This is a genomic window from Arthrobacter sp. D2-10, from assembly GCF_054161285.1.
Map to the genome: position 1 here is coordinate 1236112 of NZ_CP096431.1, position 25550 is coordinate 1261661.

Sequence of the window (25550 nt, forward strand, 5' to 3'; positions counted from 1 at the left end):
GGACTGAAGCGCGCATAGACTAGAACCCGAAACCCCAAGCCATTCAAGATCCTGGAGAAACATGCCCGAGATCACCCGTGAGGACGTCGCGCATCTTGCCCGGCTCGCACACATCGACATGAGCGCCGAGGAGTTGGACCGGATGGCCGGTGAACTGGCCGTCATCGTCGATTCCGTCAAGGCGGTCAGCGAAGCGGCCGGCGACGACGTTCCGGCGACCAGCCACCCCATCCCGCTGAGCAACGTCTACCGGGATGACGTCATTGGCGAAACCCTCAGCAACGACGAGGCTCTGAGCGGTGCCCCCGACAACGCGGACGGCCGCTTCAAGGTCCCCGCAATCCTGGACGAGGAGTAAACGATGTCCGATCTCACCAGGCTCAGCGCTGCCCAACTCGCGGAGAAGCTCACTTCCCGCGAGATCTCGGCAGTCGAAACTGTCCAGGCACACCTTGACCGCATCGGCGAGGTCGATCCGGCCATCAACGCCTTCCTCCACGTCAACACCGACGAAGCACTGCGCGTCGCTTCCGAGGTGGACAAAGAGCGTTCGCTCGGCGACGCAATGCACCCGCTCGCCGGCGTGCCGATCGCCGTCAAGGACCTGATCGTGACCAAGGGCCAGCCCACCACAGCAGGGTCCAAAATTCTCGAAGGCTGGCACAGCCCGTACGACGCCACGGTGGTCCGGCGCCTCCGCGACGCCAAGATGCCGATCCTCGGCAAGACCAACCTTGACGAGTTCGCCATGGGCTCCTCCACGGAACACTCGGCCTACGGACCGACCCGCAACCCCTGGGACCTTGACCGAATTCCGGGAGGATCCGGCGGCGGATCGGCCGCGGCTGTCGCGGCCTTCGAGGCACCCCTCGCCCTGGGTACCGACACCGGTGGTTCCATCCGCCAACCCGGAGCAGTCACCGGAACAGTAGGCGTCAAGCCGACGTACGGCGGCGTCTCCCGGTATGGTGCCATCGCCATGGCGTCGTCCCTCGACCAGATTGGTCCCGTAACCCGCACGGTCCTTGACTCGGCCATGCTGCACGAGGTCATCGGCGGACACGATCCCCACGACTCCACCTCGCTGACCGACCCGGTCGGCGCCCTCGTTGAAGCTGCCCGCAACGCCGACGTCAAGGGCATGCGCATCGGCGTCATCAAGGAACTCCAGGGGGAGGGCTACCAGGAGGGTGTCCAGGCACGTTTCAACGAAGCCCTGGACCTGCTGCGTCAGGCCGGTGCCGACGTCGTTGAGGTCTCCTGTCCCAACTTTAAGTACGCATTGGGTGCCTACTACCTGATCATGCCTTCGGAGGCATCGAGCAACCTCGCAAAGTACGACGGCGTGCGCTTCGGACTGCGCGTCGTGCCCGACGGCGCTCCCACCATTGAGCGCGTCATGGGCGCCACCCGCGCCGCCGGCTTCGGTGACGAGGTCAAGCGCCGCATCATCCTCGGCACCTACGCGCTCAGCGCCGGCTACTACGACGCCTACTATGGCTCGGCACAGAAGGTGCGCACCCTCATCCAGCGCGACTTCGACGCGGCGTTCACCCAGGCGGACGTGCTCATCTCACCGACGGCTCCCACCACGGCATTCAAGCTGGGGGAGAAGCTGGACGATCCGCTGGCCATGTACCTCAATGACGTCGCGACCATCCCGGCGAACATGGCGGGAGTTCCCGGCATCTCGGTTCCGGGTGGACTCTCGGACGGACTGCCCGTCGGGATCCAGTTCCTGGCCCCCGCACGTCAGGACGCCCGGCTCTACCGGGCGGGCGCGGCACTGGAGACCCTGCTCGAAAACACCTGGGGCGGACCCCTGCTGGCACAGGCACCAGAGATCGCTGGAGTGAAGTAAATGACTGCTGAAACCGCCGAAATCCTGTCCTTCGAAGAGGCCATGGAGAAGTTCGATCCGGTACTCGGATTCGAGGTGCACGTTGAGCTCAACACCCGCACCAAGATGTTCTCCAGCGCACCGAACGCGTTCGGTGACACCCCGAACACCAACGTCACTCCGGTGGACCTGGGCCTGCCCGGCGTGCTTCCGGTCATCAACCGCGTGGCGGTCGAGTCCTCGATCAAGATCGGCCTCGCGCTGAACTGCAAGATCGCCGAGCGATGCCACTTCGCCCGGAAGAACTACTTCTACCCGGACACCCCGAAGAACTTCCAGACCTCGCAGTATGACGAACCGATCGCCTACGACGGCTCCATCGACATCGAGCTCGCCGACGGCACTGTCTTCACGATCGAGATCGAACGGGCGCACATGGAGGAGGACGCCGGCAAGCTCACCCACATGGGCGGCTCCACCGGCCGAATCCAGGGTGCCGAGTTCTCACTCGTCGACTACAACCGCGCCGGGGTTCCCCTCGTCGAGATCGTGACGAAGCCCATCGTCGGTGCCGGTGAGCGTGCTCCCGAGCTCGCGAAGGCCTACGTCGCCGCCATCCGCGAGATCGTCAAGAACCTCGGCGTATCGGATGCCCGCATGGAACGCGGGAACGTCCGCTGCGACGCCAACGTGTCACTGAAGCCCAAGGGCCAGGAGAAGTTCGGTACGCGGACCGAGACGAAGAACGTGAACTCGCTTCGCGCCGTCGAGCACGCTGTCCGGTACGAGATCCAGCGCCACGCCGCAGTGCTCGACGCCGGCGGCACCATCACGCAGGAAACGCGCCACTGGCACGAGGACACCCGGTCGACGACGGCGGGACGTCCCAAGTCCGACGCCGACGACTACCGCTACTTCCCGGAGCCGGACCTGGTGCCCGTGGTGACCGACGACGCGTGGATCGAGAAACTCCGCAGCGAACTCCCCGAACCGCCCGCCGCACGCCGCAAGCGCCTGCAGGCTGACTGGGGCTACTCCGACGCCGAATTCCGCGACGTGGTCAACGCCGGCGTCATGGACTCCATCGAGGAGACCGTCGCTGCAGGCGTGAAGCCCGCGACCGCCCGCAAGTGGTGGATGGGCGAGATCTCCCGCCGTGCCAAGGTCGCCGACCTCGAGCCCGCTGAGCTGGGCGTCACTCCGGCCCTGATCGTGGAACTTCAGGGTCTCATCGACTCCGGCAAGATCAACGACAAGCTCTCCCGTGAAGTGCTCGACGGCGTGCTCGCCGGCGAGGGTACGCCCACCGAAGTGGTGGCCCAGAGGGGCCTCGAAGTTGTGTCCGACGACGGCGCCCTCCTCGAAGCGATCGACGGCGCCCTCGCCGCCCAGCCCGATGTTGCGGATAAGATCCGCGGCGGAAAGCTGCAGGCGGTCGGCGCTATCGTCGGCGGGGTCATGAAGGCAACCCGCGGCCAGGCAGACGCCGGCCGGGTCCGCCAGCTGATTCTGGAGCGACTCGGAGTCGAAGGGTAGCCAACCCGCTCGCACGACTGACAGGAACGGGTAGGGGGCCAGCGGTGGCGAACATGCCGGCAGCAGAGGTGAATGTCACCGCTGAGCTGGTGGCGCGCCTGCTCGCCGATCAGCACCCCGATCTCGCCGGCCTGCCGCTCGCCCGGGCTGCCAACGGTTGGGACAACGCGATCTTCCGGCTCGGAAATGATCTTGCCGTCCGCCTGCCCCGCCGGCAGGCGGCGGCCGACCTCATCCGGAACGAGCAGCGCTGGCTGCCCGAACTCAGTGTGAGCCTGCAGGCGGTGACACCCGTTCCGTTGCGGACGGGCACGCCGTCGTCGTACTTTCCCTGGTACTGGACCATCACACAGTGGGTGGACGGGATACAGGCGGCGGGAATCGAGCCGCACGGCCGCTCCCAAGCGGCCGAAGACCTCGCACGCTTCGTGCTGGCCTTTCAACGCCCGGCACCTCTGGATGCCCCACGCAATCCGGTGCGCGGCGGACCGCTTTCCACCCGCAACGCGGCTGTGGAGGAGCGGGTCGCCTCCGCAGGGTTGTCCGAGGACCTACTCATCCTGTGGCGCGATCTGCGGGACCAACCGGAATGGGATGGCCCGCCTCTCTGGCTGCACGGCGACCTGCATGCGGCGAACCTTGTCCTGGACCGGGCGGGAGGCCTCGCGGCCGTTCTCGACTTCGGGGACCTGACGTCCGGGGATCCGGCGACGGACCTCGCCGCTGCCTGGATGGTCTTCGATGGCGGGGGCCGCAGGATCTTCATGGAAACAATCAACAGTGAACGGGCTCCCGATGCGGCGACGTGGCGGCGCGCCCGCGGATGGGCCCTGTGCATGGCCTCGGCCATGGCCGCCATCTCCGATGACAACCCGACCTTCCGCTCCATGGGGGTCCGGATTCTCGAGGAAGTACTGCTTGACGAAGGGGTCACCGGATGAAGTTCTCGCATGTCTCCCGCGTCCAGACCGAGGGCGACAACCACGTCATGGAAGACGCCTGCGGTTACCGGAACAACGCTGCCTGGATGATCGACGGTGCAACGAGCCTCCTCGACGAACTCGATCTCCCCGGCGCTTCCAACCCCTCCTGGTATGCACAGGTACTGGGACTGGCGCTTGCTGAAAGCGCCGGGCCGAGCGATGCCCGCTCGGTTCTCGCCGCGGCGCTCGCGAAGGTGGACGACATCGGCCACCAGCTGGTCGGCGCCGAATCCGAGCGGTTCCCAAGCGCCGCAGTCTCGCTCATCACAGCGGACGACGACGGCACGCTCTCCGTCCTCAGCCTCGCCGACTGCCACGTGGTTGCAGGCTTCGGGAACGGGGAGGTGCAGCACGTCGGCGAGGCGTTGCCGGGATCGTCGTCGCTTGAGGAGCTGCGCGCGGCGCGCCTGAGGCGGAACACACCGGACGGCGTCTGGGTTGCTCGCCGCGAGCCGGCCGCAGCTCAACATGCGCAGCTCGTGACGCTCGAATCGGTGCACACCGTGGCTCTGGCGTCGGACGGTGCGTGGCGCGCTGTCGACCTGGGGCTTGTCCGCGGTCCCGAGGAGTTTCTTGAGGCGGTGCAGACTCCAATGGGGGCGCAGGAGCTTATGCTGATGCTGCGGACCACCCAGGACGAGATCGGCGAAGCAGCTGACGACGCCTCGGTCCTGTGCGTCGCACTGACGGAGCAGTAGCCGGACGTCAGCCGCATTTTCGCGGAGACCAGCGGAGCGTGAGGAGATACGGCCATGGCCGAAACAGCAGACGTCGTCATCGTCGGTGGTGGGATTGCGGGACTGTCGCTCGCGTCGGCGCTCACGTCAAACACCCGCGCGCGGCTGAGGGTTGTCCTCCTCGAGGCAGAACACTCGCTCGCGTACCACACGTCCTCACGGTCAGCCCGGCAGCTGATTCCCAGTTATGGGCCGGAGGTGATCCGCCGGCTCACGGACCGGACGCTGAACCTCCTCCGGAAAGTTGAGGGCGGCCTGTCTTCGCCGGTTCTGTCGCCCCGCAGCTTCATGCTGATCGGCTCCGAGGAGACTGTCGCTGCCCGTGCCAGCGGCGCAATGGAACGCATCCCGTGGGAGGAAGCGGTGCGTCTCTGCCCACAGATCGCGCCGGCTTCAGACGCCCACGGTTACGACGCCGCCGGCCTCGACACCACCTCCGTCGGCTGCAATACCGATGTGTTGCTCGAACACCATCGTGAACGCGCCACTGCGGGCGGCACCAGGATCCTGACGGGTGCCCGGGTCCACTCCGTCCAGCAGTTGCGTACCGCCTGGGAAGTCGGCGCCGGACCGCACGCAGTACATGCCGCCGTCGTCGTCAATGCGGCAGGCGCCTGGGCAGATGAACTTGCTGTCCTGTCCGGGGTAGCCACGCAGGGCCTGCGCCCCTACCGGCGCACGGCAGCCGTCGTCGCGGCGAGGAATATGCCCGCTCCGGATTCCCCGATGGTCGCGGCAGCGGATGACAGTTTCTACTTCCGCAGGGACGACGGCGGTGTCCTGATTTCGCCTGCAGAGTCCGTTCCCAGCGTGCCTGAGGACGCGCAGCCTCGGCCCGAGGATCTTGAAGCGCTGATTTCCCGCCTCGGTTCGGTGACCGGACTGGAAATCGAGCATGTCCTGAGGGCATGGACGGGATTACGCACCCAGGTGGCCGATGGCCTGCCCGTGGTGGGTTTCGACCCCGAGGCCGAGGGCTTTTTCTGGTTAGCGGGCCAGGGCGGCTACGGGTTCCAGACGTCGTCGGCGATCGCGGAACTGGCGGCCGGACTCATCTCCGGCGCCGGCCCGGGATCCGGAGGCGGACAGGCCATTGCCGCAGCGCTCGCAGCGGACCGCTAGCCGAGGACGTGCCCTGCGGGCGCGCATCGCTGTTTCGCCCGAGGTGGACAGCTCCCGGAGTTCCGCACAGCGTTCCCGGGACTAAAGTAAAAGCATGAAGGTTGAAGAGACGCCGCTTCCGGGAATCGGCGTACGCAAGGATATTGTCACGGCTTCAGGCCGCAGAATCGGGACCGTCACCCAGCGTGACGGTGAGACGGAGTTGATCGTCTCCCGTGCCGATGACCCGGACGCATGTCTGGCGTCCATTCCGCTCACCTCCGAGGAAGCCTCTACCCTCGGGAACCTGCTTGGTGCGCACCAGCTCGTGGCGCAGTTGACCGAGGCTCACCGCGACTTTCCGGGCGTGAACACCCGCCAGTTCCTCGTGGAGGTCGACTCTCCCTATGACGGACGCAAGCTGGGGGATACCAGGATGAGGACCCGTTCCAGCGTGTCGATCGTTGCTGTACTTCGGCGGGGCCAGGTGCAGGCTTCGCCTACGCCGGATTTTGTGCTCGGGGCCGGCGACCTGCTCGTAGCGGTCGGCACCTCCGAGGGGCTCGACACCGCCGCCGAGATCCTCCGCGGCGGCTGAGCCGCCCGTGGGAAGTCACAGCGCGCTGGTTCTCATTGAACTGGGGGCCGTCTTTTTCGGCCTCGGTATCCTGGCAAGACTCGCCGGACGGATAGGACTCTCACCCATACCGCTCTATCTGGTCGGAGGGCTGTTCTTCGGTCACGGCGGGCTCATCGAGCTCGACGGTGTGGCGGAGTTCAGCGAGATCGCCAGTGAGATCGGCGTCGTCCTCCTGCTCTTGCTGCTCGGGCTCGAGTACACGGCGGGGGAGCTGGTCACCGGCCTCAGACAGTCGTGGATGGCCGGCGTACTGGACATTGTGTTGAACTTCCTGCCGGGCGTGCTGATTGCACTCGTGCTCGGATGGGGCGGCATCGGAGCCTTCGTGCTTGGCGGCGTGACCTACATATCGTCGTCAGGCATCGTGGCGAAGGTCCTCTCGGACCTCGGACGGCTCGGAAACCGCGAAACACCGGTGGTCCTTTCGCTCCTGGTCTTCGAGGACCTGGCCATGGCGGTGTACCTGCCGATCCTCACCACCGTCCTGGCAGGCGTGAGCTTCGCCGGCGGTCTCCAGGCGGTGGGAATCTCGCTCGTTGTCGTGACCATCGTCCTCGTGGTAGCGCTGCGCTTCGGCGCAACAGTCTCCGCCGTTGTCGACTCGAAAGACCGGGAGGTCTTCCTGCTGACGCTGATCGGCGGGGCGCTTCTGGTGGCAGGTCTTGCCTCTGCCATGCAGGTGTCCGCCGCCGTCGGCGCGTTCCTGCTGGGTATCGCCATCTCCGGGGCCACAGCCACCAACGCTGCTCGCCTCCTCGAACCCCTGCGTGACCTGTTCGCTGCCGTCTTCTTTGTCGTCTTCGGGCTCAACACCGATCCCGCAACCATTCCGCCCGTCCTCGGTTACGCACTCCTGCTCGCGCTCATCACCACGATCACCAAGGTGGCAACGGGCTGGTGGGCTGCAAAACGGCAGGGTGTCGGACGCCTGGGCCGTGCCCGCGCCGGTGCCGCCCTGATTGCACGCGGTGAGTTCTCGATCGTCATCGCCGGCCTTGCAGTCGCTTCGGGAGCGGTGACCGAGGAGCTTGCTGCACTCGCAACTGCCTACGTCCTGCTCATGGCCGTGTTTGGACCGATCGCTGCGCGGCTCGCGGAACCGGCAATGAACCTGTTCCGAAGGAGCGTACCGCTACCGGTGTAGCCCGGATACGCCGACGCGGCCCGAGGAAGCACACGGTGACATTGCGGCGTCTGATTGATTGCGGTTCGACCCACTCTGTGACCTGTGGAAACGGTCATTTCACCTCCGCCGTAACGGTTATGCGCCGATGGCTTCCGCGCCGGATCCTTACGCTTTCAGCAGCCCTACGATGATCCCACCTACTCAAATGAAAGGTGGTGCATCATGCACACACTTCGTGCGCTGCTGGCGAGTCTGCTCCTCATTGTCGGATTCGGCCTGGTAGCGCCGGCCCCTGCATCCGCGGCTCCGTACTGTGGAATCACGTGGGGCTCACTAGCGAAGACCAGCACGGCCCAAACCAGCGCTCCCGTCGTGAACGCCCGAGCGGGACGACACGCCTGCTTCGATCGGCTCGTGATCGACGTGCGCGGCACTGGTGCCGGCTACACCGTTCGCTACGTCAGCGCCGTCACCGGGACTTCCGGGCTGCCGACGCCATTGCGTGGAGCCGCTGACATCCAGGTCACGGTCAACGCCCCCGCCCACGACGGCAACATGAACGCAACCTACCGCCCGGCCGTCCGGTCCGAAGCGGTCAATGTCACCGGGTTCACAACCTTCCGCCAGGTGGCTTACATAGACAGTTTCGAGAGCCGCACAACCTTCGGCCTCGGCGTCCGCGCCCGTCTTCCGTTCCGGGTCTTCACCCTCGCCGGACCGGGCACCTCATCCAGACTGGTCATCGACGTGGCCCACCGCTGGTAGGGGATATCCGCCCCACCTTCCGGCGGATGGAGTCACATAATGGCGCCTTGGGTTTCTCAGGGCGCCATTATCCTTGCCCCGCCCGCGGGCGGGTGACTACGCCAGAGGCTTCTCCAACACACGGTCGACGGCGTCGACCACCACGCCGGCCTCCACCAACTTGCGTACGGCCTCGATCTCCGGAGCGAGGTACCGGTCGGTTCCCGGTCCCTCGACCACCTCGCGGATGGCGGTGCGGGCTGCATGGATGGCCGGCGAACTGCAGGAGTTGGCCAGGCCGCCGTCGCGCGCGTCCAGGGCACGGGCAGAGGTGAGCAGTTCGATCGCCACAACGCGGGTGAGTCCATCCAGTGCGCGCCGCAGCTTCAGGCCCGCCGACCAGCCCATCGACACATGGTCCTCCTGCATGGCGGAGGACGGGATGGAATCGACGGAGGCCGGCACTGCTAGCCGCTTCAGCTCGGAGACGATGCCCGCCTGCGTGTACTGGGCGATCATGTGCCCGGAATCGACGCCGGGATCATGGGCGAGGAAAGGATTGAGGCCGTGGTTGCGGCTCTTGTCCAGGAAGCGGTCGGTGCGGCGTTCGCTCATGGAAGCGAGGTCCGCGACGGCGATCGCCAGGAAATCGAGCGCGTAGCCGATCGGAGCGCCGTGGAAGTTGCCGTTCGACTCCACTCTGCCGTCTGGGGTAACTACAGGGTTGTCGATGGCCGATCCGAGTTCGATCGCGGCGACTGTTTCGACGTGCGCCAGGGTAGCCCGCACAGCACCGTGCACCTGAGGAGCGCACCGCAGCGAGTAGGCATCCTGGACACGGGTGAACCTGTGCGCTTTGCGTTCCTCGGAGGCATGTTCGCCGATCAACCGTGATCCGGCCAGGACCCGGCGAATGTTCGCGGCGGAGGCCACCTGCCCGGGGTGCGGCCGGAGCTGATGAAGGTCCTCGGCGAAGACGCTGTCGGTGCCCAGCAGTCCCTCGACGCTCATCGCGGCGGCGAGGTCGGCGGTGCGCAGCAGCCGGTGAAGATCGGCGGAAGCGAGCACGAGCATGCCGAGCATTCCGTCGGTGCCGTTGATGAGGGCGAGACCCTCTTTTTCCCGCAGCTCAACCGGGGCGATTTTGGCTGCAGCGAGCGCTTCAGCGGCGGGCAGCAGCGCGCCGTCGTCGTTCCTTACCTCACCTTCACCCATCAGGGCCAGCGCCACGTGCGAGAGCGGGGCGAGGTCACCGGAGCAACCGAGCGAGCCGTACTCACCGATGACCGGAGTGATGCCGGCGTTGAGCATGTCCGCGTAGGTCTGAGCGACGATGGGCCGAACTCCTGTTCGCCCCGTGGCCATGGTGGAGAGGCGGCCGAGCATCAGACCGCGCACTACTTCCCGATCGACCTCCGCACCCGACGACGCCGCGTGGCTGCGGATGAGGCTGCGCTGCAGGTGCGTTCGTTCCTGTACGGGGATGTGCTTGGTGGCCAGGGCGCCGAAACCTGTGGACACGCCGTAGTGCGGCGTCGGGTCATCGATGAGGGCATCGATTACCGCTCGGCTCGCCTTCATCGCGGCCAGCGAGTCCTCGCTGAGCTCCACCCGGGCGCCGTGCCGCGCGACTGCGACCACCTCCGCAGGGGCGAGTGCTCCCAAACCGATACTGACGATTGTGCCGTGCCGCATGCTGTCCTCTTCCGTCCTGCGAGCCACGCTCTTGCCAACAGATGAAATGAGCGTTTCAATAAGTGAAATACAAATTGGTCCCGAACGCAAGGAAGAAACTGTGGCGGATACCTCTACCCGCACCGTCGAGCGCGCACTGCTGCTCCTCGGCACGGTGTGCGACCGGGGATCGGTGACGCTGGCTGACGCCGCCCGCGACGCCGGACTCTCCGCCTCTACTGCGCTGCGGCTGCTGCGCACCCTGGAGGGCACCGGCTTCGTCCGCCGGGACGACGACGGCTACCGGCCCGGCATGCGCGTGGTGCAGCTCGGCGCGCAGGCCCTCTCGCACGAATCGCTCGTGTCTCTCGCGGAAAGCGCACTCGAACGACTGGTCGACTCCACGGGTGAGTCCGCATACCTGAACGTTCCGTCCCACGACGGCCACGGCATCTACCTTTCTGTCCGTGAAGGCACCCATTCTGTCCGCCACACCAGCTGGGTTGGCCGGAGTATTCCGCTGACCGGCACGGCGGCTGGAGCGGTCCTCGGTGGAGAGACACCCTCTGACGGGTACGTGGTGGTCAGCAACGGCATCGAACCCGACGTCACGGCGATTGCCGCTCCCATCGAATCAGGCGGCCAGGTGGTGGCCGCGCTGAGCGTTGTGGTGCCGACCTACCGGATCACCGCCGACGGCGCACGCCGTATCGGCCGCCAGGTCGCCCGTGAAGCAGCCGGGATCCTCCACGCCCCACAGGGTGTCTCCAACGACGGCACCCAATCACCTTCATCGAACGAGTCCCCGATACCAGGAGCACAGTCATGACCGGATTCACCCAGCACGATCCCTCCCGCGCCATCCGCGCACCCCGCGGCACAGAGCTGTCCACGAAGAGCTGGCAGACCGAAGCCCCCCTGCGGATGCTGATGAACAACCTGGACCCGGAGGTCGCCGAACGCCCGGAAGATCTCGTCGTCTACGGAGGAACCGGCCGGGCCGCGCGCAGCTGGGAGGCGTATGACGCGATCGTCGCCACGCTCAAGGACCTGGAGGAGGACGAAACACTCCTGGTGCAGTCGGGCAAGCCGGTGGGCGTTTTCCGTACCAACCCGTGGGCGCCGCGCGTACTCCTCGCCAATTCCAATCTGGTGGGGGACTGGGCGACGTGGCCCGAGTTCCGCCGCCTCGAGGCCGAGGGGCTGATGATGTACGGGCAGATGACGGCAGGATCCTGGATCTATATCGGCACGCAGGGCATCCTGCAGGGCACGTACGAAACCTTCGCCGCCGTGGCGAATGCCGGTTTCGGTGGAACGCTCGCCGGCACGCTCACACTGACGGCGGGATGCGGGGGAATGGGCGGGGCCCAGCCGCTGGCGGTCACCCTCAACGGAGGCGCGGTCCTGATTATCGACGTCGACGAGACCCGCCTGCGCCGGCGTGCCGCGAAGCGCTACCTCGACGTCGTCGCTTCCGACCTTGAGGATGGGTTGGCCCAGGTTCTCGGAGCGAAGCGGGAGAAGCGCGCCCTGTCAGTAGGCGTCGTCGGGAATGCCGCAGAGATTGTGCCGGCACTGCTGGAAAGGCAGCGGAACGGTGAGTTCAGCATCGACATCGTCACGGACCAGACGTCCGCCCACGATCCGCTGAGCTACCTGCCCGAGGGCATGGGCGTCGACGAGTGGGAGCGGGAGGCCTCCAGCGATCCGGATGGTTTCACCAAGAAGGCCCAGACGTCGATGGCACGGCACGTCGAAGCGATGGTCGGGTTCCAGGACGCCGGCGCCACCGTCTTCGATTACGGCAACTCCATCCGGGACGAGGCCCGCAAGGGCGGTTACGAGCGCGCGTTCGCATTCCCCGGCTTCGTTCCGGCGTACATCCGGCCGCTCTTCTGTGAGGGCCTCGGACCTTTCCGCTGGGTTGCGCTGTCAGGTGACCCGGCGGACATCGCGGTGACGGATGCTGCTCTGAAGGAACTGTTCCCCGAGAACGCGCACCTGCATCGGTGGCTCGACGCGGCCGGTGACCTGGTGGAGTTCGAAGGCCTGCCGGCGCGCATCTGCTGGCTGGGCTACGGTGACCGCGCCAAGGCGGGCCTGCTCTTCAACCGGCTCGTCGCCGAGGGCAAGGTGTCAGCGCCCATCGTCATCGGCCGTGACCACCTCGACTCGGGCTCCGTCGCCTCGCCGTACCGCGAGACCGAAGCGATGGCGGACGGCTCCGATGCCATCGCCGACTGGCCGCTGCTGAACGCCATGCTCAACACCGCCTCTGGCGCCACCTGGGTCTCCATTCACCACGGCGGCGGCGTCGGCATCGGGCGTTCGATTCACGCCGGGCAGGTGTCGGTCGCCGATGGAACGGCACTGGCCGCCGAGAAGCTGGAGCGGCTCCTCACGAATGACCCGGGGACCGGCGTCATCCGCCACGTCGACGCCGGCTACGAACGTGCACAGGAGGTGGCCCATGAGCGCGGAGTCCGCATTCCCATGGAGCGCTGACTCCGCAGGAGGACGCAGCTCAGGCGTTCTGCCAGAGTCCCATGATGTTGCCTTCCGGGTCGCGGAAATAGGCGGCGAACCCCATCTCGCCGACCGCCAACTTCTCGCCGACCGGGGATCCTCCGAGCGAGGTGACTTTCGCGAGGGCGTCTTCGATATTCTCGACGTCGATGGTGATGATCGGTCCGGCCAGTTCACCGCCGTCGCGCCTGAACATGCCGCCGTTGATGTACCCGGGCTCAGTGGGCCCCTGGTCTCCGGCAGGGCCGGTGACCGCAGCGGTGTACTCGAACTCGGGCATCTGCGGCGTGTCCCAGCCGAATGCCTCGCGGTAGAACGTCCGGGCGCGATCGCCGTCGTCGAACGGGATCTCGAAATGCACAACACGTCCGCTCACAATGAACTCCTCCGGATTGATTGGGATAGCAGTGTGCTGGTGAGTCTAGGCCCGATATCCGGCACTGCACAGGGGTACAACACGTCTTCCGGAAGAACGTCCGCACACGAGAAGGGAAACCATTGGACAGCGTAAGCAACCTGCTGGGAGCAATCGAGGATGTCGGGCGGGACGCGACCCGCGGCGGGTACTCCCGGCCGGTCTTCTCCAACGCGGAGCTGGACCTGAGGTCGTGGTTCGAGCAGGAGGCAACCCGGCGCGGCCTCGAGGTCGAGACCGACCGCAACGGCATCCTCTGGGCCTGGTGGGACACCGGCTCGGAGCGCAGCGACAGCTCTCGGGACGGCGCACTCGTCACCGGTAGCCACCTGGACTCCGTTCCCGGCGGCGGCGCGTTTGACGGGCCCCTCGGGGTCGCTTCGGCACTCGCCGCCGTCGACGTCCTGAAGCAGCGGGGCGTGCAACCGCAGCGGGCGCTGGCCGTCACGGTGTTTCCGGAAGAGGAAGGCTCCCGTTTCGGAGTTGCCTGTCTCGGATCGAGGCTGCTGACGGGCGGGATCGATCCGGATGCGGCACGGAACCTCAGGGACCCCGATGGCGTGAGCTTCGCAGAGGCTGCACGAGCCAACGGGCTGGACCCTGCTCATCTCGGCAAGGACGACGACGCACTCCGACGGATCGGCGACTTCGTGGAGCTTCACGTCGAGCAGGGCCGCGGGTTGATCGACCTCGATTCGCCCTTCGCAATCGGCACATCGGTCATCGGCCACGGGCGGTGGAAGCTGTCCATCACCGGGCAGGGTAACCACGCCGGCACCACGCTCATGGCCGACCGCGCCGACCCGATGGTCGCTGCTGCCCAGGTCATCCTGGCGATCCGGAAGACCGCCGCGGCAACGCCCGAGGCCCGCGCCACCGTTGGCAGGGTCCAGCCCATTCCGGGCGGCACGAACGTGATCGCGTCACGGGTGGACCTCTGGATCGACGTCCGCCACCCGGACGACGCCGTTACCGCCTCACTGGTCGAGTCCATTCACGGCCAGGCACAGAAGGCCGCCGCATTCGAAGGATGCGCTGCGGCGCTGACCCGCGAGTCGGTGAGCGGCACGGTGAATTTCGACGGCGAACTTCAGCGCCAGCTGCAGCTGGCCATCCCCGGTGCTCCAGGCCTTCCCACCGGAGCAGGGCACGACGCCGGCATCCTTGCCGCACACGTGCCCTCCGCCATGCTGTACGTACGCAATCCGACCGGTATCAGCCACTCACCCGAGGAACACGTCGAGGACGACGACGCCGACGCCGGCGCGGTTGCACTCGCCGACGTGCTGGAGCGGCTGCTGTGAAAACGCTGTGGTGTGAACGGGCCTGGCTGGAGCCCGGAGAGATCATGGCCGGCGTCCGGGTGGAGGTCGGTGACGACGGCGTGGTCCGACGGATGACCCGCGGCAGCGAGTGCTCCCCTGAGGACCTTCGGCTGGATGGCGTCGTGTTCCCCGCAGCGGCCAATGCGCATTCGCACGCGTTCCACCGGGTCCTCCGGGGCCGCACACACGCCGGCTCCGGCACCTTCTGGACCTGGCGCGAGGCAATGTATGGGGCAGCGGGTCTCCTCACCCCGCAGCTGTACGAGGAACTTGCCACCGCTGTCTACACCGAGATGGTTGGGGCCGGCTGGACCAGCGTGGCCGAGTTCCATTACCTGCACCACCGTGCGGACGGTACCCCGTATGGCTCAGCTGACGACCGCGGCCCGCACGCCATGGAGTTCGCACTGGCGCGCGCTGCGGTTGCCGCCGGGATTCGCCTCACACTCCTTGACACCTGCTACCTCTCGTCGGGGTTCGGCGCTTCGGTGCTGCCTGAACAGACACGTTTCACCGATGGAAGCGCCCGGTCCTGGCTCACCCGGTGGAAGTCCCTGCGCGACGCGATGGCTAAGCAGTACAGCACCGCTCAGGTCACGGTCGGCGCGGCGATCCACTCCGTACGCGCGGTCGATGAACCGGCCCTGGCGTTCATCGCGCAAAACCTTCCCGCTGACGTGCCGCTCCACATCCACCTCTCCGAACAGCCCGCGGAGAACCGCGACTGCATTGACGCGACAGGATTCACGCCTGCCGGGCTGCTGGCCCGCCACAACCTCCTGTCCGAACGGCTCACGGCGGTGCACGCCACCCACCTGAACGAGGAAGACGTCAAACTTCTCGGAACGGCGGGGGTCACCATCGCCATGTGCCCCACCACGGAAGCGGATCTCGCCGACGGGATAGGCCCTGCCACCGCTCTCCGTGATGCCGGCGCAGTGGTGGCGCTGGGCACTGACCAGCACGCCGTCGTCGACCCCTGGCTTGAGATGAGGGCGCTGGAACACGGCGAACGGCTGGCCAGCGGACAACGGGGATGTTTCTCACCCGCAGAACTGGTGCGTGCTGCTACTGCCGGTGGTTCCAGGGCACTCGGGCGCCGCGCTGCGGGGCTTCAACCTGGTCAAGTGTGTGACCTGATGGTCCTTGACCCGCGGTCGACCCGCACAGCGGGCTCTTCCGCGGACCAGTTGGCGCTGACGGCAACAGCGCAGGACGTGCTCGCCGTCGTCGTCGGTGGGGAAGTGCTTGCTCGCAACGGCAGCCATGTCCGGCTGGGAGAGCCGGCGGTCCTCCTCTCCGCCGCCATTTCCCGGCTTGATGCCGCGGTGGACCTTGATGCAGCAGTGAACCCTGATGCAGCAGTGAACCCTGATGTATCGGCGATCTCAGAGAAGGCACGCCCATGACAGCAAAGACAACGGTTCTCACAAACATCGGCGAGCTCATGACACAGGACGCAGAGCACCGGGTACTGAAGGACGCCGCCGTCGTGCTCGAGGGGGAGCAGATCGTGTGGATCGGCGCGACGCGCGACGCACCGGCCGCTGACCACCACTACGATGCCGCGGGCCGTGCCTGCCTTCCGGGCTGGGTGGACAGCCACACCCACCTCGTGTTTGCCGGGGACCGGACGGCCGAATTCGAAGCGCGGATGGCCGGACAGTCCTACGCAGCCGGAGGCATTTCCGTCACGGTGGACGCCACCCGCAACGCCCCCGACGAAGAGTTGAGCGCCCTGCTGGTTTCGCGAGCTGCGGAAGCTATGGCGGGAGGCACCACCTACCTTGAGACAAAGACGGGGTACGGGCTCGACGTCGATGAGGAAGCGCGCAGCGCACGGCTCGCGGCCGCTGTGGCCGACGAGGTGACGTTCCTCGGCGCACACCTCGTACCGCAAGGGTGGAACGCGGACGATTACGTGCGGGCCGTCACCGGACCGATGCTCAGCGCGGTCCGCCCCTACGTCCGGTGGGCCGACGTCTTCTGCGAGACCGGTGCCTTCACCCCTGACCATAGCCGGGAAGTGCTCCGGGCGTGCCGGGAGGCGGGGTTGGGCCTGCGCGTTCACGGCAACCAGCTGGGACCGGGGGAGGGCGTGCAGCTCGCGGTGGAGGAGCGGGCGGCGAGCGTGGACCATGTGAACTACCTGTCGTCGTCGGACCTTGACGCGCTCGCCGGCTCATGGTCGGACTGGGAGGGCGGACCCGGCACCCGGGGGACCGTTGCCACCTGCCTGCCTGCCTGCGATCTGTCCACCCGGCAACCCCTCGCGCCCGCCCGTAAAGTGCTGGACGCGGGAATCCCGATTGCGCTCGCTTCAAACTGCAACCCGGGCACGTCCTACACCACGTCCATGGCGTTCTGCGTGGCGACGGCGGTGCTGCAGATGGGTCTGACGGTCCACGAGGCTGTGCGGGCGGCAACCTACGGTGGTGCCCTCGCCCTCCGTCGGGAACGCTCAGCCGACGACGGCGGTGCCTCCGCGTCCGACGGTGTCTCCGCCTCCGACGGTGTCCTTTCCGGCGGTGCACCGGCTGGTGGTTCACTGGCTGTCGGTTCTTTGGCCGTCGGTTCACTGGCTATCGGACACCGCGCGGATCTGCACTTGCTCGACGCGCCGTCCGCGACGCATCTGGCCTACCGCCCCGGGATGCAGCTGACCCATGCGGTGTGGCGCGCCGGGCAACGTGTGCGCTGATCCAGGCACGGGACGGTTCCGGCACGGGGTTCTTTTGGCGCGGGGTTCTTTTGGCGCGGGGCTGTTCGGTGGCGCGGGCTGTCCGGTGACGTGCGGGCTTTGGTCGGAACGGTCCGGTACGGCACCATGAAGGCATGTCAACCGCAAGGACCAGCCAGTCGTCGTCGTTGTCGTCTTCTCCGGCTGGCGGAGGGAGAATCAAGGCTGAGATTCTGATCGTCCTCGGACTGTCACTTGGCCAGGCCGGGGTGTATGCGATTGTCGAGCTGATCGACAAGCTGACCCAGGCGCCACTGTCCGTCCAGACCACGCGTCTGAATCCCGTGCTCGATGACCGGCAGTACTTTGACCTGACCTATCAGTTGCTGGGCATCTTCTTTGCGCTGGTTCCGGTGGTCCTGGTGCTCTTTCTCCTGACGGAACCCGGGAAATCAGCGTTCCGACGCATCGGTTTCACCTTCCGCAAACCGAAGGTCGATTTCGGTCTGGGCGTGGCGTTGGCGGCCGTCATCGGAATTGGGACCCTTGGTGTGTACGCCGCCGGGCGGGCGCTCGGCATCACCACCGCGATCATTCCAACCGCCCTGGACACCTATTGGTGGACCCTGCCCGTGCTCGTGCTGTCCGCGCTCCGGCACGCAGTCCTGGAGGAAGTCATCGTGGTCGGCTATCTCTTCGAGCGGCTCCGGGAACTCGGCTGGTCAGTTGCTGCGATTGTCGTGACCTCGGCACTACTGCGTGGGAGCTATCACCTGTATCAGGGAATCGGACCGTTTATCGGCAACGTGATCATGGGGCTGATCTTCGGCTACGCCTACACCCGTGCCAAGCGGGTGATGCCGCTCGTGGTGGCGCATGCCCTGCTCGACATCGCCGGTTTTGTGGGTTTCGCGTTGTTTGGCTCGGCCATCGGGATCGGGAACTGATCGAAACTGTTTCATGGCGGAAACAAGTGTGGCCCCGGCTCTGACGAGCCGGGGCCACAGCCGTTTATTGGCGACGCTAGATTTGGACTGCGCCCTTCGGAGTCTCGAAGGTGACCGACATAATCCCGGGAGTGCCGTTGGGAGCGATCCACTCCACGTCCACGTCATCGAGCGGGTGGCTTACGGGAGTGCCAAGCCATTCTGTGACACGCGCTGCAGAGCCTGCGATAGTCAGGGCGCTGAGCCGCACGGATGCGGGCCGGGCCTGGGAGGGGTGGAGGGACTGCGTGCCGTCGTCCCAGCGGATCATGTACGGAACCTGCGGATCAGCGATGAGGCCCTTGATGCCGATCTGCTGCCAGGTCAGCTCCTGGCCATCGGGGAATTTGCGGTTGCCGGGAACCGCGCTGCGGCCCAGACGCTCCTCGAAGGGGGCGAGGTCGTCAACGGCGACGCACCAGCCCATCCATCCGCCGCCCGCTTCCGACCTCGCGCGTACGGCCTGGCCGAAGGGCGCCTTGTCCGAGGCGGGGTGGTCGAGTACCTCCACAACCTCAAGGTACTGACCATTGACGAGAGGAAAAATCATGTTGCGGGTACCGAATCGTGGGTGGACGCCACCCTTCACGAATTCGATGCCCAGAGCGTCGGAAATCCGCTCCGCAGTGGCAGTCAGACCGTCGGGTTCGCAGGCATAAGACACATGATCCAGGCGCATGGCCCCATTTTGGCACTTTGTGATGGACGCCTCGACTTAGGGTTGCCTAAGTCACAATGAGAGGACTTGAAGGTCCAAGTAAAACCCAAGGTCGGCCACGCATAGTTGAGTCACACAGGGAGGCCGGTTCCGAGACCGCCGGATCTTCCTGCCGGGACACCCAATGGGTGTTCCCCTTGGGTGGGGCCGCCGTTACCCATAGACGAGACGGCCCCACTCAAGCACTGCGTCCGCGCCGGCTCTGAGCGCCCCGACGCAACCGTCTGTTTCACCGCGAGTCACAATAGTTGCCGTTTCCTGCCCTCTTCGGGTTCTCTTGTATGAGGTCACGAGTGACAGTGCGGTGGGTTCTGCCCGCCGGCGGCCCCGGCTTGCTGTCCGGCAACCCTCCTTCGCGGTGGGGTGCCCCGGGTGACGACCAGGCCCTGCATGTGGCGTGCAGGAGCAAGCGCGAGCTCTGAAGGCGGCAGGATTGACAGGCATCACCACGGTTGAACCGCATCCCCAGGTAACAAAGGTGGAGGGCGTCGTCGTCCAACGGCTTTCCGTCGGTCCCTTGACGCTGGAAACGGGCGGTCACTTGCCCGACGTCGTACTCGCGTATGAGACGTGGGGCACCCTCAACGCTGATGCCTCCAATGCCGTGCTCGTCGAGCATGCGCTCACCGGCAGTTCCCACGTAGCCCGTGGGGGATCAACGGAAGACGGGTGGTGGGACGGACTGGTGGGACCGGGCCGCACCATCGACACCGACCGCTACTTCGTGGTCTCCATCAACATGCTCGGCGGTTGTTACGGGTCGACTGGACCTGCATCGCTTGATCCGGAGGGCAGGCCGTGGGGTTCGCGGTTTCCCTTCGTCACCATCCGCGATTCAGTGCGTGCCGAGGCGTTGCTTGCCGATCTGCTCGGGATCAGCACCTGGCATTCCGTGCTTGGCGGCTCGATGGGAGGAGCCCGGGCTCTCGAATGGGCGGTCACCCATCCCGAGAGAGTACGGAATTGCGCCGTCATCGCCTGCGGTGCGGCGAGCACAGCGGAGCAGATTGCCTTTGCGCAGGCGCAGGTTCAGGCCATCAGGCTGGATCCACGGTTTGCCGGCGGAGATTACTACGGATCTGCGGGTCCGGAGACGGGCTTGGGGCTGGCACGGCGAATCGCGCATATCACCTACCGTTCAGAGGCGGAGCTTGGCCATCGGTTCGGACGGGCTGCGCAGGGGCTTGAGGAGCCGTTCGGGGCAGCCTTGCCGCACGAACGGGGGCGTTACCAGGTTGAGAGTTACCTCGATCATCAGGCGGATAAGCTGGTTCGCCGGTTCGATGCCAACAGTTATGTGGTCCTCACCGAAGCGCTGATGAGCCATGACGTTGCCCGTGACCGTGGCAGCCTGACAACAGCCCTGGCGGACACGAAAGCGAAATTCTTCATCGCTGCGGTTGATTCGGACCGTCTCTACTGGCCGGCCCAGTCCTTCGAGCTGGCGTCTGCACTGCCGGGTAATGTGGCTGTCCATACCATTACCTCTCCTATTGGCCATGACGCATTCCTCACGGAGATCGGCCAGCTGGAACCCGCCCTGCACGCGGCCTTCTACGACGACGACGGCGCTGCTTAGCCCCGAAGGTTGGGTGGCCTTCTGTTCGGGCTGGCTCCATTCGGTAGTTAGAGCAACGCAGGAGCAACGGGAGTAGATGCTTCAAACGTGCTGCGAGGACCTGAACAGATCATCCTCGTCCGCTGTTGGGAAATGCCGGCAGGATGATCATCAGCCTCCGAGTCCGGATCCGAAATTGTCGGTGGTGGATGATTGAGTGTTTTGTATGGAGTTGGGGAGCGCGGAGGTTGGTGGGGACGCCTATGAGGCGGCTCTTGATGAGATGTATGCCGAGGCGTCTCGGGATTGGTCGGAGGATGATTTTGAAGCCGCCTTCGGCTGGGAGATCGACGGGCTGAACGAATCCGGCATCGATACGCACGCCCGTGCTGTGGTGGAGGAAGCTTCCCCGTATGAGTTGATGTCGCGGTTGACGGAAGCAACGTCCCCGCACGCACGGCGGTCGCAAAGGTCCGGGCAACCGGGTGCGATGACTCGGTCGCGGGCACTGAGCGACATTCTTGACATGCTGCGGGCTGCGGACCGGTTGGCTTCTTGGGTAGCAGCCCGGCGGGCCTGCCTGGTGGCGGATGTGTTCCATGGGGTGCACCGGGAGGAGGGCACCCGGACCGCAAGCTTGGATTCGCGGTTCAGTTTCACGCTGGCTGCGCAGGAGATCGCCCCACTGCTGCGGGTACCCGCCCGGACCGCGCAGATGATGCTTGGTGAAGCGCTACGCCTAACCGAGAACCTGCCGGGGACGTGGAAAGCGCTCGATGACGGCAGAATCAGCCAGGTCCAGGCACAGGTCATCGTCGAGGAATCCGGGGCCATTCCAGCCGAGTCCCTGGCCGGATTCGAACAGACGATTCTGGAGACGGCAGGCGGGTTGACCCGGCCGAAGCTCGCTAGGCGTTGTCGGAGGTTGCGGGAGGAGCTGCATCCTGAATCGATCATCGAGCGGAAGGCTCGGGCGGTGCAGGACCGGGACGTGAGCGTGCAGCCGGAGCAAGACGGCATGGCATGGCTGGGCGCGTATCTGCCCGCGGAGCAGGCGCACGGAATCTTCAACCGGGTCGACGCCGCGGCCCGTTCACTGCAGGGACCTGAAGAGCCACGAACGCTATCGCAGTTGCGTGCCGATGTCTTTGCGGACGTCCTGACCCACACCTGCACCGGAGACCCGAAGAAGGGCACGGGGTACCGGGGCATCGGCGCGAACGTGTTCGTCACAGTCCCCGTCATGACGCTCCTGGGCCACCGCCGGGAAGACTGGCACCGTACCACCGAACAGAGTGCGAACCCGAAGCCAGGCGATCTTCAGAAGGCACCGGCTTCCCTCAACGACACGGTTGTCGGTGCGGCTGCGAGTGTCGGCACCGGTTCGGATGCCACAGCGGCGGGCCCTGGTTCCGACTCCGGCTCCGGTTCCGGTTCTGGCTCTGACGCTCGTGGTAGCGTGCCCGACCTTGCTGGCTGCTCGAACGGGTTGCTGGACGGGTACGGACCGATCGATCCGGACACCGCAGTAAAACTCGCAGCCCACGCACCGAGTTTCACCAGGATTCTGGTTCACCCCGAAACAGGGGCAGTACTCAGCGTCGGCCGTGACAGATACCGCCCGCCCAAGCACTTGCAGGACTGGGTCCGGATCAGCAATCCCACCTGCGTTCATCCGGGATGTAATCGATCGTCCTGGTCCTGCGAAATCGACCACGTCGTCCCCTGGGCTCACGGCGGCCGCACCGAACTCGAGAACCTCAAACCCAGATGCAAGCTCCATCACAAGCTCAAAACCGAAGGCATCTGGCCTGCCGGCCAGGACGAGCAAGGCACACCACACCTCACCTCTATCGGCGGGCAAACCTACACCACCTTGCCTGAGCCCCCTCCGCCCTTCTAGCAGAACCCGCCCGTAACGCCGCACGCATATCCGCCCCCGGTAGTGGACACTTCTGGGTGTTTCACCGCGCCCGGTAGCGGGACAGGGTGCTTTTCCCTGCCCGGTGGCGGGACTTCAGGTGCTTTTCGCTGCCCGGTGGCGGGACTTCAGGTGCTTCACCCCGCCTGGCAGCAGGGACTCTCAAGGCGTTTCTTCGCGCCCAGCGTCCGACCAACGGCAAGATCAGCTCGCAGCTCCGGGCGGCATCCCCGGCCCGAAGATCGGCGTCGGCTCCGGCCGTTTAGCTGTGATGCCGTCCCCCGAGGAACGGTGGCGGATCCGCCGCAACACCCACGGCACAAAGTACTCGCGCGCCCACACAAGGTCCTCACTTCGCGCTACGCGCCAGCTCTTCGGCGGCAAGGGCTTTGGTTCCAGCGGCCGCAGCTGATGGCTGACGGCAAGAGTGTCCAGAACCATCATGGCAATCGTGTGATGCCCCAACGGTGAGAAGTGCAGCCTGTCCTCGGCCCACATCTGAGGGTTCACCAATTGCCGGAGCGCCCACATGTCTGCGATGACGGCGTCGTGCCTGGCAGCGATGATGCGCAGGTTCTCGTTGAAGATCGCTGTCTTCGCACGGATTCCGCCCAGCACGGTGTCGCGCACGTCCGGGCCGGTGAACAGCACGACTGTGGCGCCCTGTGAACCCAGCACCTGCACAGCGCCGTCGAGCTTGGCCGCCAGACGATCAGGGTCTGCTCCCGGCCTCAAAAGGTCATTCCCACCGGCCGAGAGGGTCACCAGATCCGGTTTCAGCGCGACGGCCGGTTCGACCTGCGTGTCGATGATCTGTTGCAGCAGCCTGCCGCGAACCGCCAGACTGGCATACGCGAAGTTGTCATGCCCCCGGCTCAGCTCTTCAGCCACCCGGTCAGCCCAGCCGCGGAAGCCGCCCGGACTATCAGGACTAGGATCACCGATGCCCTCGGTGAAGGAGTCACCGAGGGCGACATAACGGTTCCAGGGATGGGGGTATTCGTTCAACTTCTCCTGTGTCTCGGTCACTCCGCCATCCTGCCAAGCAAGGGCAGGCTACGCGAACGCTGGTTCCCGGCCGCCGGACGAATCATGCCACCATGGAGCAATGACCACTCTTCCCTCGCCTGACGGCAACGCTGTGCCGGCTTCCGGAAAAGAACCCGTCGTTGTCTGGTCGAAGCCCGAAGACTCACGTGCCGGCACCCCTCTGCTGGTGCTGCTGCACGGGCACATGGCAAACGAGGAAGACCTCATGGGCATCCTGGACTTCCTCCCCGATGAATTCACGGTGGCATCCGTCCGCGCACCGGTGGCACAGGGTCCAGGCTTCACCTGGTTCCCCCTGATGCAGGACACCGCATACTCCGTGGACAAGGTCACCGCAGCGGTTCAGGACGTCATTGACTGGGTGGACACCATCAAGGAACCCCATTCGAGCGTGACCCTGCTCGGCTTCTCCATGGGCATGGCGGTGGCGAGCTCCATGCTGCGGGCCCGCCCCACCGACTATGCCGCCGTCGTCGGGCTTTCGGGTTTTGTCGTCCCAGCTGAAGACAGTGGGTTCTTCAAAGACGAAGCGCTCGAAGCGAATCCGGTGCCATTTTTCTGGGGCCGCGACCAGGAAGACCCGGTCATCCCGTCTGATCGCATCGAGTTCACCCACGGCTGGCTGAACCGCCATACGAAGCTCACCAAGGTGCTCTACGCAGGGATGTACCACAGCATCAACGCCCAGGAGCTGGGTCACGTCCGGGAATTTCTGCAGATGGTTGTGCCAGGGGTCAGCCGGACACCACGGTCACGGTAACGCCGTTGACGGTGACCGAGTCTCCGGCATGAAGCTGCCGTCCCCGGCGATCCTCAATTTCGCCGTTGACCTTCACCATTCCGTTCTCGATGAGTTCCTTGGCCTCTACGCCGTCCTCGGCAAGGTTGGCCAGTTTGACCAGCTGGCCCAGCCTGATCATTGAATCGCGGATCGGAACCTCAGTGTCTTTGCTCATAGTTCCATCATGCCTGCCCTCCGCACCTGCTCCTCGCGGATCAGTGACCTAGGGTTAACGGGTGTCTCGCGCCCGCCACCTTCCCGCCGTCGTCGGTCTTCCCTTGGCGGTCGCCGCCGGAGTGGCTATCCCGCTCCAAAGCAGGATCAACGGCGCCCTCGGACAAACTCTCAAGGACGGCCTTGCCGCCGCACTCATCAGTTTCGGAACCGGACTGGTGCTGATGATCCTCATCTCCCTCCTGCTGCCACGCGGCAGGGCGGGGTTCGCGCAGCTGATTCCCGCCGTACGGGAGCGCCGCTTTCCCCGCATCTACCTCGCGGCCGGCACCATCGGCGCACTGTTCGTTTTCTCGCAGGCACTCACCATTTCGATCCTCGGAGTGGCGCTGTTCACCGTTGCCGCCGTGATGGGCCAGACGCTCAGCGGGCTCGCTGTTGACCGGATGGGTATCGGGCCGGGCGGTCGACGTGTCATCACGCCGATGCGTGTGATCGGGGTAGCGCTGACCGTCGCGGCGGTCATCTGGGCGGTGTCGCCCCGGCTAGGAGAAACGGGCACGACGGCGGCACTCATCCTGCCGCTCCTGCTTCCCATTGCGGCGGGCATACTGGTGAGCTTCCAGCAGGCGATGAACGGAACAGCCGCCATGCAGTACGGCACTCCGATCACAGCGACGCTCATGAACTTTGTTGCCGGGTCGACGCTGCTGCTTGCTGCGTGGCTCGTGAAGCTGATCGCGGTTGGACCGCCTGAGCCGTTGCCGGGGGATTGGTGGTACTACCTCGGCGGGCCGATGGGGTGCGTTTTCATCGGGATCGGGGCGCTCCTCGTGCGGTCCCTGGGCGTCCTCCTCACTGGCCTCGGCATGATCGCGGGCCAGCTGCTGGGTTCGCTGGCACTGGACCTTGTGTTGCCGACGCCGGGTACGGTCGTCGTCTTCGCCACGGTTGCAGGGCCTGTCCTTGCCCTCGGAGCGATTATTTTGACAACCCTCCCCTGGAGCCGGGGCCTCCTTAAGCGCTCCTGAT

Annotated in this window: 24 protein-coding genes and 1 riboswitch; of the genes, 19 read left to right on the forward strand and 5 right to left on the reverse strand. The window is 65.8% G+C overall.

Going from position 1 to position 25550, the window contains the following annotated elements; genetic code table 11:
• Nucleotides 1-61: 61 nt before the first annotated feature.
• From gatC to M1D74_RS05770, 9 genes are all read left to right on the forward strand, one after another.
• Nucleotides 62-358 (forward strand): Asp-tRNA(Asn)/Glu-tRNA(Gln) amidotransferase subunit GatC, encoded by a 297-nt coding sequence (gene gatC / locus M1D74_RS05730; protein WP_309071388.1) that lies wholly within the window; start codon nt 62-64, stop codon nt 356-358.
• 3 nt (nt 359-361) lie between these two features.
• Nucleotides 362-1861, forward strand: a complete 1500-nt coding sequence (gene gatA / locus M1D74_RS05735) for an Asp-tRNA(Asn)/Glu-tRNA(Gln) amidotransferase subunit GatA (RefSeq protein ID WP_458116814.1) — start codon at nt 362-364, stop codon at nt 1859-1861.
• Nucleotides 1862-3376: an Asp-tRNA(Asn)/Glu-tRNA(Gln) amidotransferase subunit GatB gene (gene gatB, locus M1D74_RS05740; RefSeq protein WP_309071390.1), complete on the forward strand. Its 1515-nt coding sequence runs from the start codon at nt 1862-1864 to the stop codon at nt 3374-3376.
• Between the two features lie 53 nt (nt 3377-3429).
• On the forward strand, nt 3430-4317 hold the full coding sequence (locus M1D74_RS05745; RefSeq protein ID WP_458117147.1) for an aminoglycoside phosphotransferase family protein: 888 nt from the start codon (nt 3430-3432) through the stop codon (nt 4315-4317).
• Complete coding sequence (locus tag M1D74_RS05750) at nt 4314-5057, forward strand: protein phosphatase 2C domain-containing protein (protein WP_309071392.1); 744 nt, start codon at nt 4314-4316, stop codon at nt 5055-5057. Before M1D74_RS05745 ends, M1D74_RS05750 begins: the two co-directional genes overlap by 4 nt.
• 54 nt (nt 5058-5111) lie before the next feature.
• Nucleotides 5112-6218 (forward strand): NAD(P)/FAD-dependent oxidoreductase, encoded by a 1107-nt coding sequence (locus tag M1D74_RS05755; RefSeq protein ID WP_458116815.1) that lies wholly within the window; start codon nt 5112-5114, stop codon nt 6216-6218.
• 94 nt (nt 6219-6312) lie between these two features.
• Nucleotides 6313-6795: a cation:proton antiporter regulatory subunit gene (locus tag M1D74_RS05760; RefSeq protein WP_458116816.1), complete on the forward strand. Its 483-nt coding sequence runs from the start codon at nt 6313-6315 to the stop codon at nt 6793-6795.
• 7 nt (nt 6796-6802) lie between these two features.
• Nucleotides 6803-7981, forward strand: a complete 1179-nt coding sequence (locus M1D74_RS05765; RefSeq protein ID WP_309071395.1) for a cation:proton antiporter — start codon at nt 6803-6805, stop codon at nt 7979-7981.
• Nucleotides 7982-8185: 204 nt separating this feature from the next.
• On the forward strand, nt 8186-8728 hold the full coding sequence (locus M1D74_RS05770; protein ID WP_309124700.1) for an AMIN-like domain-containing (lipo)protein: 543 nt from the start codon (nt 8186-8188) through the stop codon (nt 8726-8728).
• Nucleotides 8729-8824: 96 nt separating this feature from the next.
• Here M1D74_RS05770 and hutH read toward each other — a convergent pair whose 3' ends face one another.
• The gene (gene hutH, locus M1D74_RS05775; protein ID WP_458116817.1) at nt 8825-10402 is read right to left on the reverse strand and encodes a histidine ammonia-lyase; all 1578 of its coding nucleotides are present in this window, start codon (nt 10400-10402) and stop codon (nt 8825-8827) included.
• Between the two features lie 100 nt (nt 10403-10502).
• On the opposite strand from hutH, the gene M1D74_RS05780 reads away from it, so the two are divergent.
• Both M1D74_RS05780 and hutU read left to right on the forward strand, forming a co-directional pair.
• Nucleotides 10503-11210 carry an IclR family transcriptional regulator gene (locus M1D74_RS05780; RefSeq protein WP_458116818.1) on the forward strand — a complete coding sequence of 236 codons (708 nt, stop codon included), beginning with the start codon at nt 10503-10505 and terminating at the stop codon, nt 11208-11210.
• On the forward strand, nt 11207-12889 hold the full coding sequence (gene hutU / locus M1D74_RS05785; RefSeq protein ID WP_458116819.1) for a urocanate hydratase: 1683 nt from the start codon (nt 11207-11209) through the stop codon (nt 12887-12889). The genes M1D74_RS05780 and hutU overlap by 4 nt, the downstream gene beginning before the upstream one ends.
• 19 nt (nt 12890-12908) lie before the next feature.
• On the opposite strand, the gene M1D74_RS05790 is transcribed toward hutU, so the two are convergent.
• A complete protein-coding gene (locus M1D74_RS05790) occupies nt 12909-13286 on the reverse strand; it encodes a VOC family protein (RefSeq protein WP_309072403.1) in 378 nt (125 codons plus the stop codon).
• 122 nt (nt 13287-13408) lie between these two features.
• Here M1D74_RS05790 and M1D74_RS05795 point away from each other — a divergent pair, with 122 nt between their 5' ends.
• From M1D74_RS05795 to M1D74_RS05810, 4 genes are all read left to right on the forward strand, one after another.
• Nucleotides 13409-14629 (forward strand): allantoate amidohydrolase, encoded by a 1221-nt coding sequence (locus M1D74_RS05795; protein WP_309072404.1) that lies wholly within the window; start codon nt 13409-13411, stop codon nt 14627-14629.
• Nucleotides 14626-16059 carry a formimidoylglutamate deiminase gene (locus M1D74_RS05800; protein ID WP_458116820.1) on the forward strand — a complete coding sequence of 478 codons (1434 nt, stop codon included), beginning with the start codon at nt 14626-14628 and terminating at the stop codon, nt 16057-16059. Before M1D74_RS05795 ends, M1D74_RS05800 begins: the two co-directional genes overlap by 4 nt.
• The gene (locus M1D74_RS05805) at nt 16056-17351 is read left to right on the forward strand and encodes an amidohydrolase family protein (RefSeq protein ID WP_458116821.1); all 1296 of its coding nucleotides are present in this window, start codon (nt 16056-16058) and stop codon (nt 17349-17351) included. The genes M1D74_RS05800 and M1D74_RS05805 overlap by 4 nt, the downstream gene beginning before the upstream one ends.
• Before the next feature lie 134 nt (nt 17352-17485).
• Nucleotides 17486-18277, forward strand: coding sequence for a CPBP family intramembrane glutamic endopeptidase (locus M1D74_RS05810; RefSeq protein WP_458116822.1), 792 nt, complete (start codon nt 17486-17488; stop codon nt 18275-18277).
• Nucleotides 18278-18353: 76 nt separating this feature from the next.
• Here M1D74_RS05810 and M1D74_RS05815 read toward each other — a convergent pair whose 3' ends face one another.
• Nucleotides 18354-18995, reverse strand: a complete 642-nt coding sequence (locus M1D74_RS05815; protein ID WP_309124511.1) for a VOC family protein — start codon at nt 18993-18995, stop codon at nt 18354-18356.
• A 324-nt stretch (nt 18996-19319) separates the two neighbouring features.
• Nucleotides 19320-19452, forward strand: a riboswitch (SAM riboswitch).
• 24 nt (nt 19453-19476) lie between these two features.
• Between M1D74_RS05815 and metX the strand changes: the two genes are divergently transcribed.
• Nucleotides 19477-20613: a homoserine O-acetyltransferase MetX gene (gene metX, locus M1D74_RS05820; protein ID WP_458117148.1), complete on the forward strand. Its 1137-nt coding sequence runs from the start codon at nt 19477-19479 to the stop codon at nt 20611-20613.
• A gap of 205 nt (nt 20614-20818) precedes the next feature.
• Complete coding sequence (locus M1D74_RS05825) at nt 20819-22495, forward strand: DUF222 domain-containing protein (RefSeq protein WP_458116823.1); 1677 nt, start codon at nt 20819-20821, stop codon at nt 22493-22495.
• Between the two features lie 222 nt (nt 22496-22717).
• Here the strand turns inward: M1D74_RS05825 and M1D74_RS05830 are convergent, their stop codons facing one another.
• Nucleotides 22718-23542 (reverse strand): SGNH/GDSL hydrolase family protein, encoded by an 825-nt coding sequence (locus M1D74_RS05830; RefSeq protein ID WP_458116824.1) that lies wholly within the window; start codon nt 23540-23542, stop codon nt 22718-22720.
• Between the two features lie 79 nt (nt 23543-23621).
• Here M1D74_RS05830 and M1D74_RS05835 point away from each other — a divergent pair, with 79 nt between their 5' ends.
• Nucleotides 23622-24323 (forward strand): alpha/beta hydrolase, encoded by a 702-nt coding sequence (locus M1D74_RS05835; RefSeq protein ID WP_309072428.1) that lies wholly within the window; start codon nt 23622-23624, stop codon nt 24321-24323.
• Here the strand turns inward: M1D74_RS05835 and M1D74_RS05840 are convergent.
• Nucleotides 24298-24519, reverse strand: coding sequence for an RNA-binding S4 domain-containing protein (locus M1D74_RS05840; RefSeq protein WP_458116825.1), 222 nt, complete (start codon nt 24517-24519; stop codon nt 24298-24300). The genes M1D74_RS05835 and M1D74_RS05840 overlap by 26 nt on opposite strands.
• Nucleotides 24520-24580: 61 nt before the next feature.
• Between M1D74_RS05840 and M1D74_RS05845 the strand changes: the two genes are divergently transcribed.
• Nucleotides 24581-25549, forward strand: coding sequence for a DMT family transporter (locus M1D74_RS05845; protein ID WP_309072430.1), 969 nt, complete (start codon nt 24581-24583; stop codon nt 25547-25549).
• Nucleotide 25550: the final 1 nt, after the last annotated feature.

Excerpts from the sequence above, each read along its gene's own strand:
- gatC (WP_309071388.1), top strand. The coding sequence starts at position 62 with ATGCCCGAGATCACCCGTGAGGACGTCGCGCATCTTGCCCGGCTCGCA.
- gatA (WP_458116814.1), top strand. The coding sequence starts at position 362 with ATGTCCGATCTCACCAGGCTCAGCGCTGCCCAACTCGCGGAGAAGCTC.
- gatB (WP_309071390.1), top strand. The coding sequence starts at position 1,862 with ATGACTGCTGAAACCGCCGAAATCCTGTCCTTCGAAGAGGCCATGGAG.
- M1D74_RS05745 (WP_458117147.1), top strand. The coding sequence starts at position 3,430 with ATGCCGGCAGCAGAGGTGAATGTCACCGCTGAGCTGGTGGCGCGCCTG.
- M1D74_RS05750 (WP_309071392.1), top strand. The coding sequence starts at position 4,314 with ATGAAGTTCTCGCATGTCTCCCGCGTCCAGACCGAGGGCGACAACCAC.
- M1D74_RS05755 (WP_458116815.1), top strand. The coding sequence starts at position 5,112 with ATGGCCGAAACAGCAGACGTCGTCATCGTCGGTGGTGGGATTGCGGGA.
- M1D74_RS05760 (WP_458116816.1), top strand. The coding sequence starts at position 6,313 with ATGAAGGTTGAAGAGACGCCGCTTCCGGGAATCGGCGTACGCAAGGAT.
- M1D74_RS05770 (WP_309124700.1), top strand. The coding sequence starts at position 8,186 with ATGCACACACTTCGTGCGCTGCTGGCGAGTCTGCTCCTCATTGTCGGA.
- hutH (WP_458116817.1), bottom strand. The coding sequence starts at position 10,402 with ATGCGGCACGGCACAATCGTCAGTATCGGTTTGGGAGCACTCGCCCCT.
- hutU (WP_458116819.1), top strand. The coding sequence starts at position 11,207 with ATGACCGGATTCACCCAGCACGATCCCTCCCGCGCCATCCGCGCACCC.
- M1D74_RS05805 (WP_458116821.1), top strand. The coding sequence starts at position 16,056 with ATGACAGCAAAGACAACGGTTCTCACAAACATCGGCGAGCTCATGACA.
- M1D74_RS05810 (WP_458116822.1), top strand. The coding sequence starts at position 17,486 with ATGTCAACCGCAAGGACCAGCCAGTCGTCGTCGTTGTCGTCTTCTCCG.
- M1D74_RS05815 (WP_309124511.1), bottom strand. The coding sequence starts at position 18,995 with ATGCGCCTGGATCATGTGTCTTATGCCTGCGAACCCGACGGTCTGACT.
- M1D74_RS05825 (WP_458116823.1), top strand. The coding sequence starts at position 20,819 with ATGGAGTTGGGGAGCGCGGAGGTTGGTGGGGACGCCTATGAGGCGGCT.
- M1D74_RS05835 (WP_309072428.1), top strand. The coding sequence starts at position 23,622 with ATGACCACTCTTCCCTCGCCTGACGGCAACGCTGTGCCGGCTTCCGGA.
- M1D74_RS05840 (WP_458116825.1), bottom strand. The coding sequence starts at position 24,519 with ATGAGCAAAGACACTGAGGTTCCGATCCGCGATTCAATGATCAGGCTG.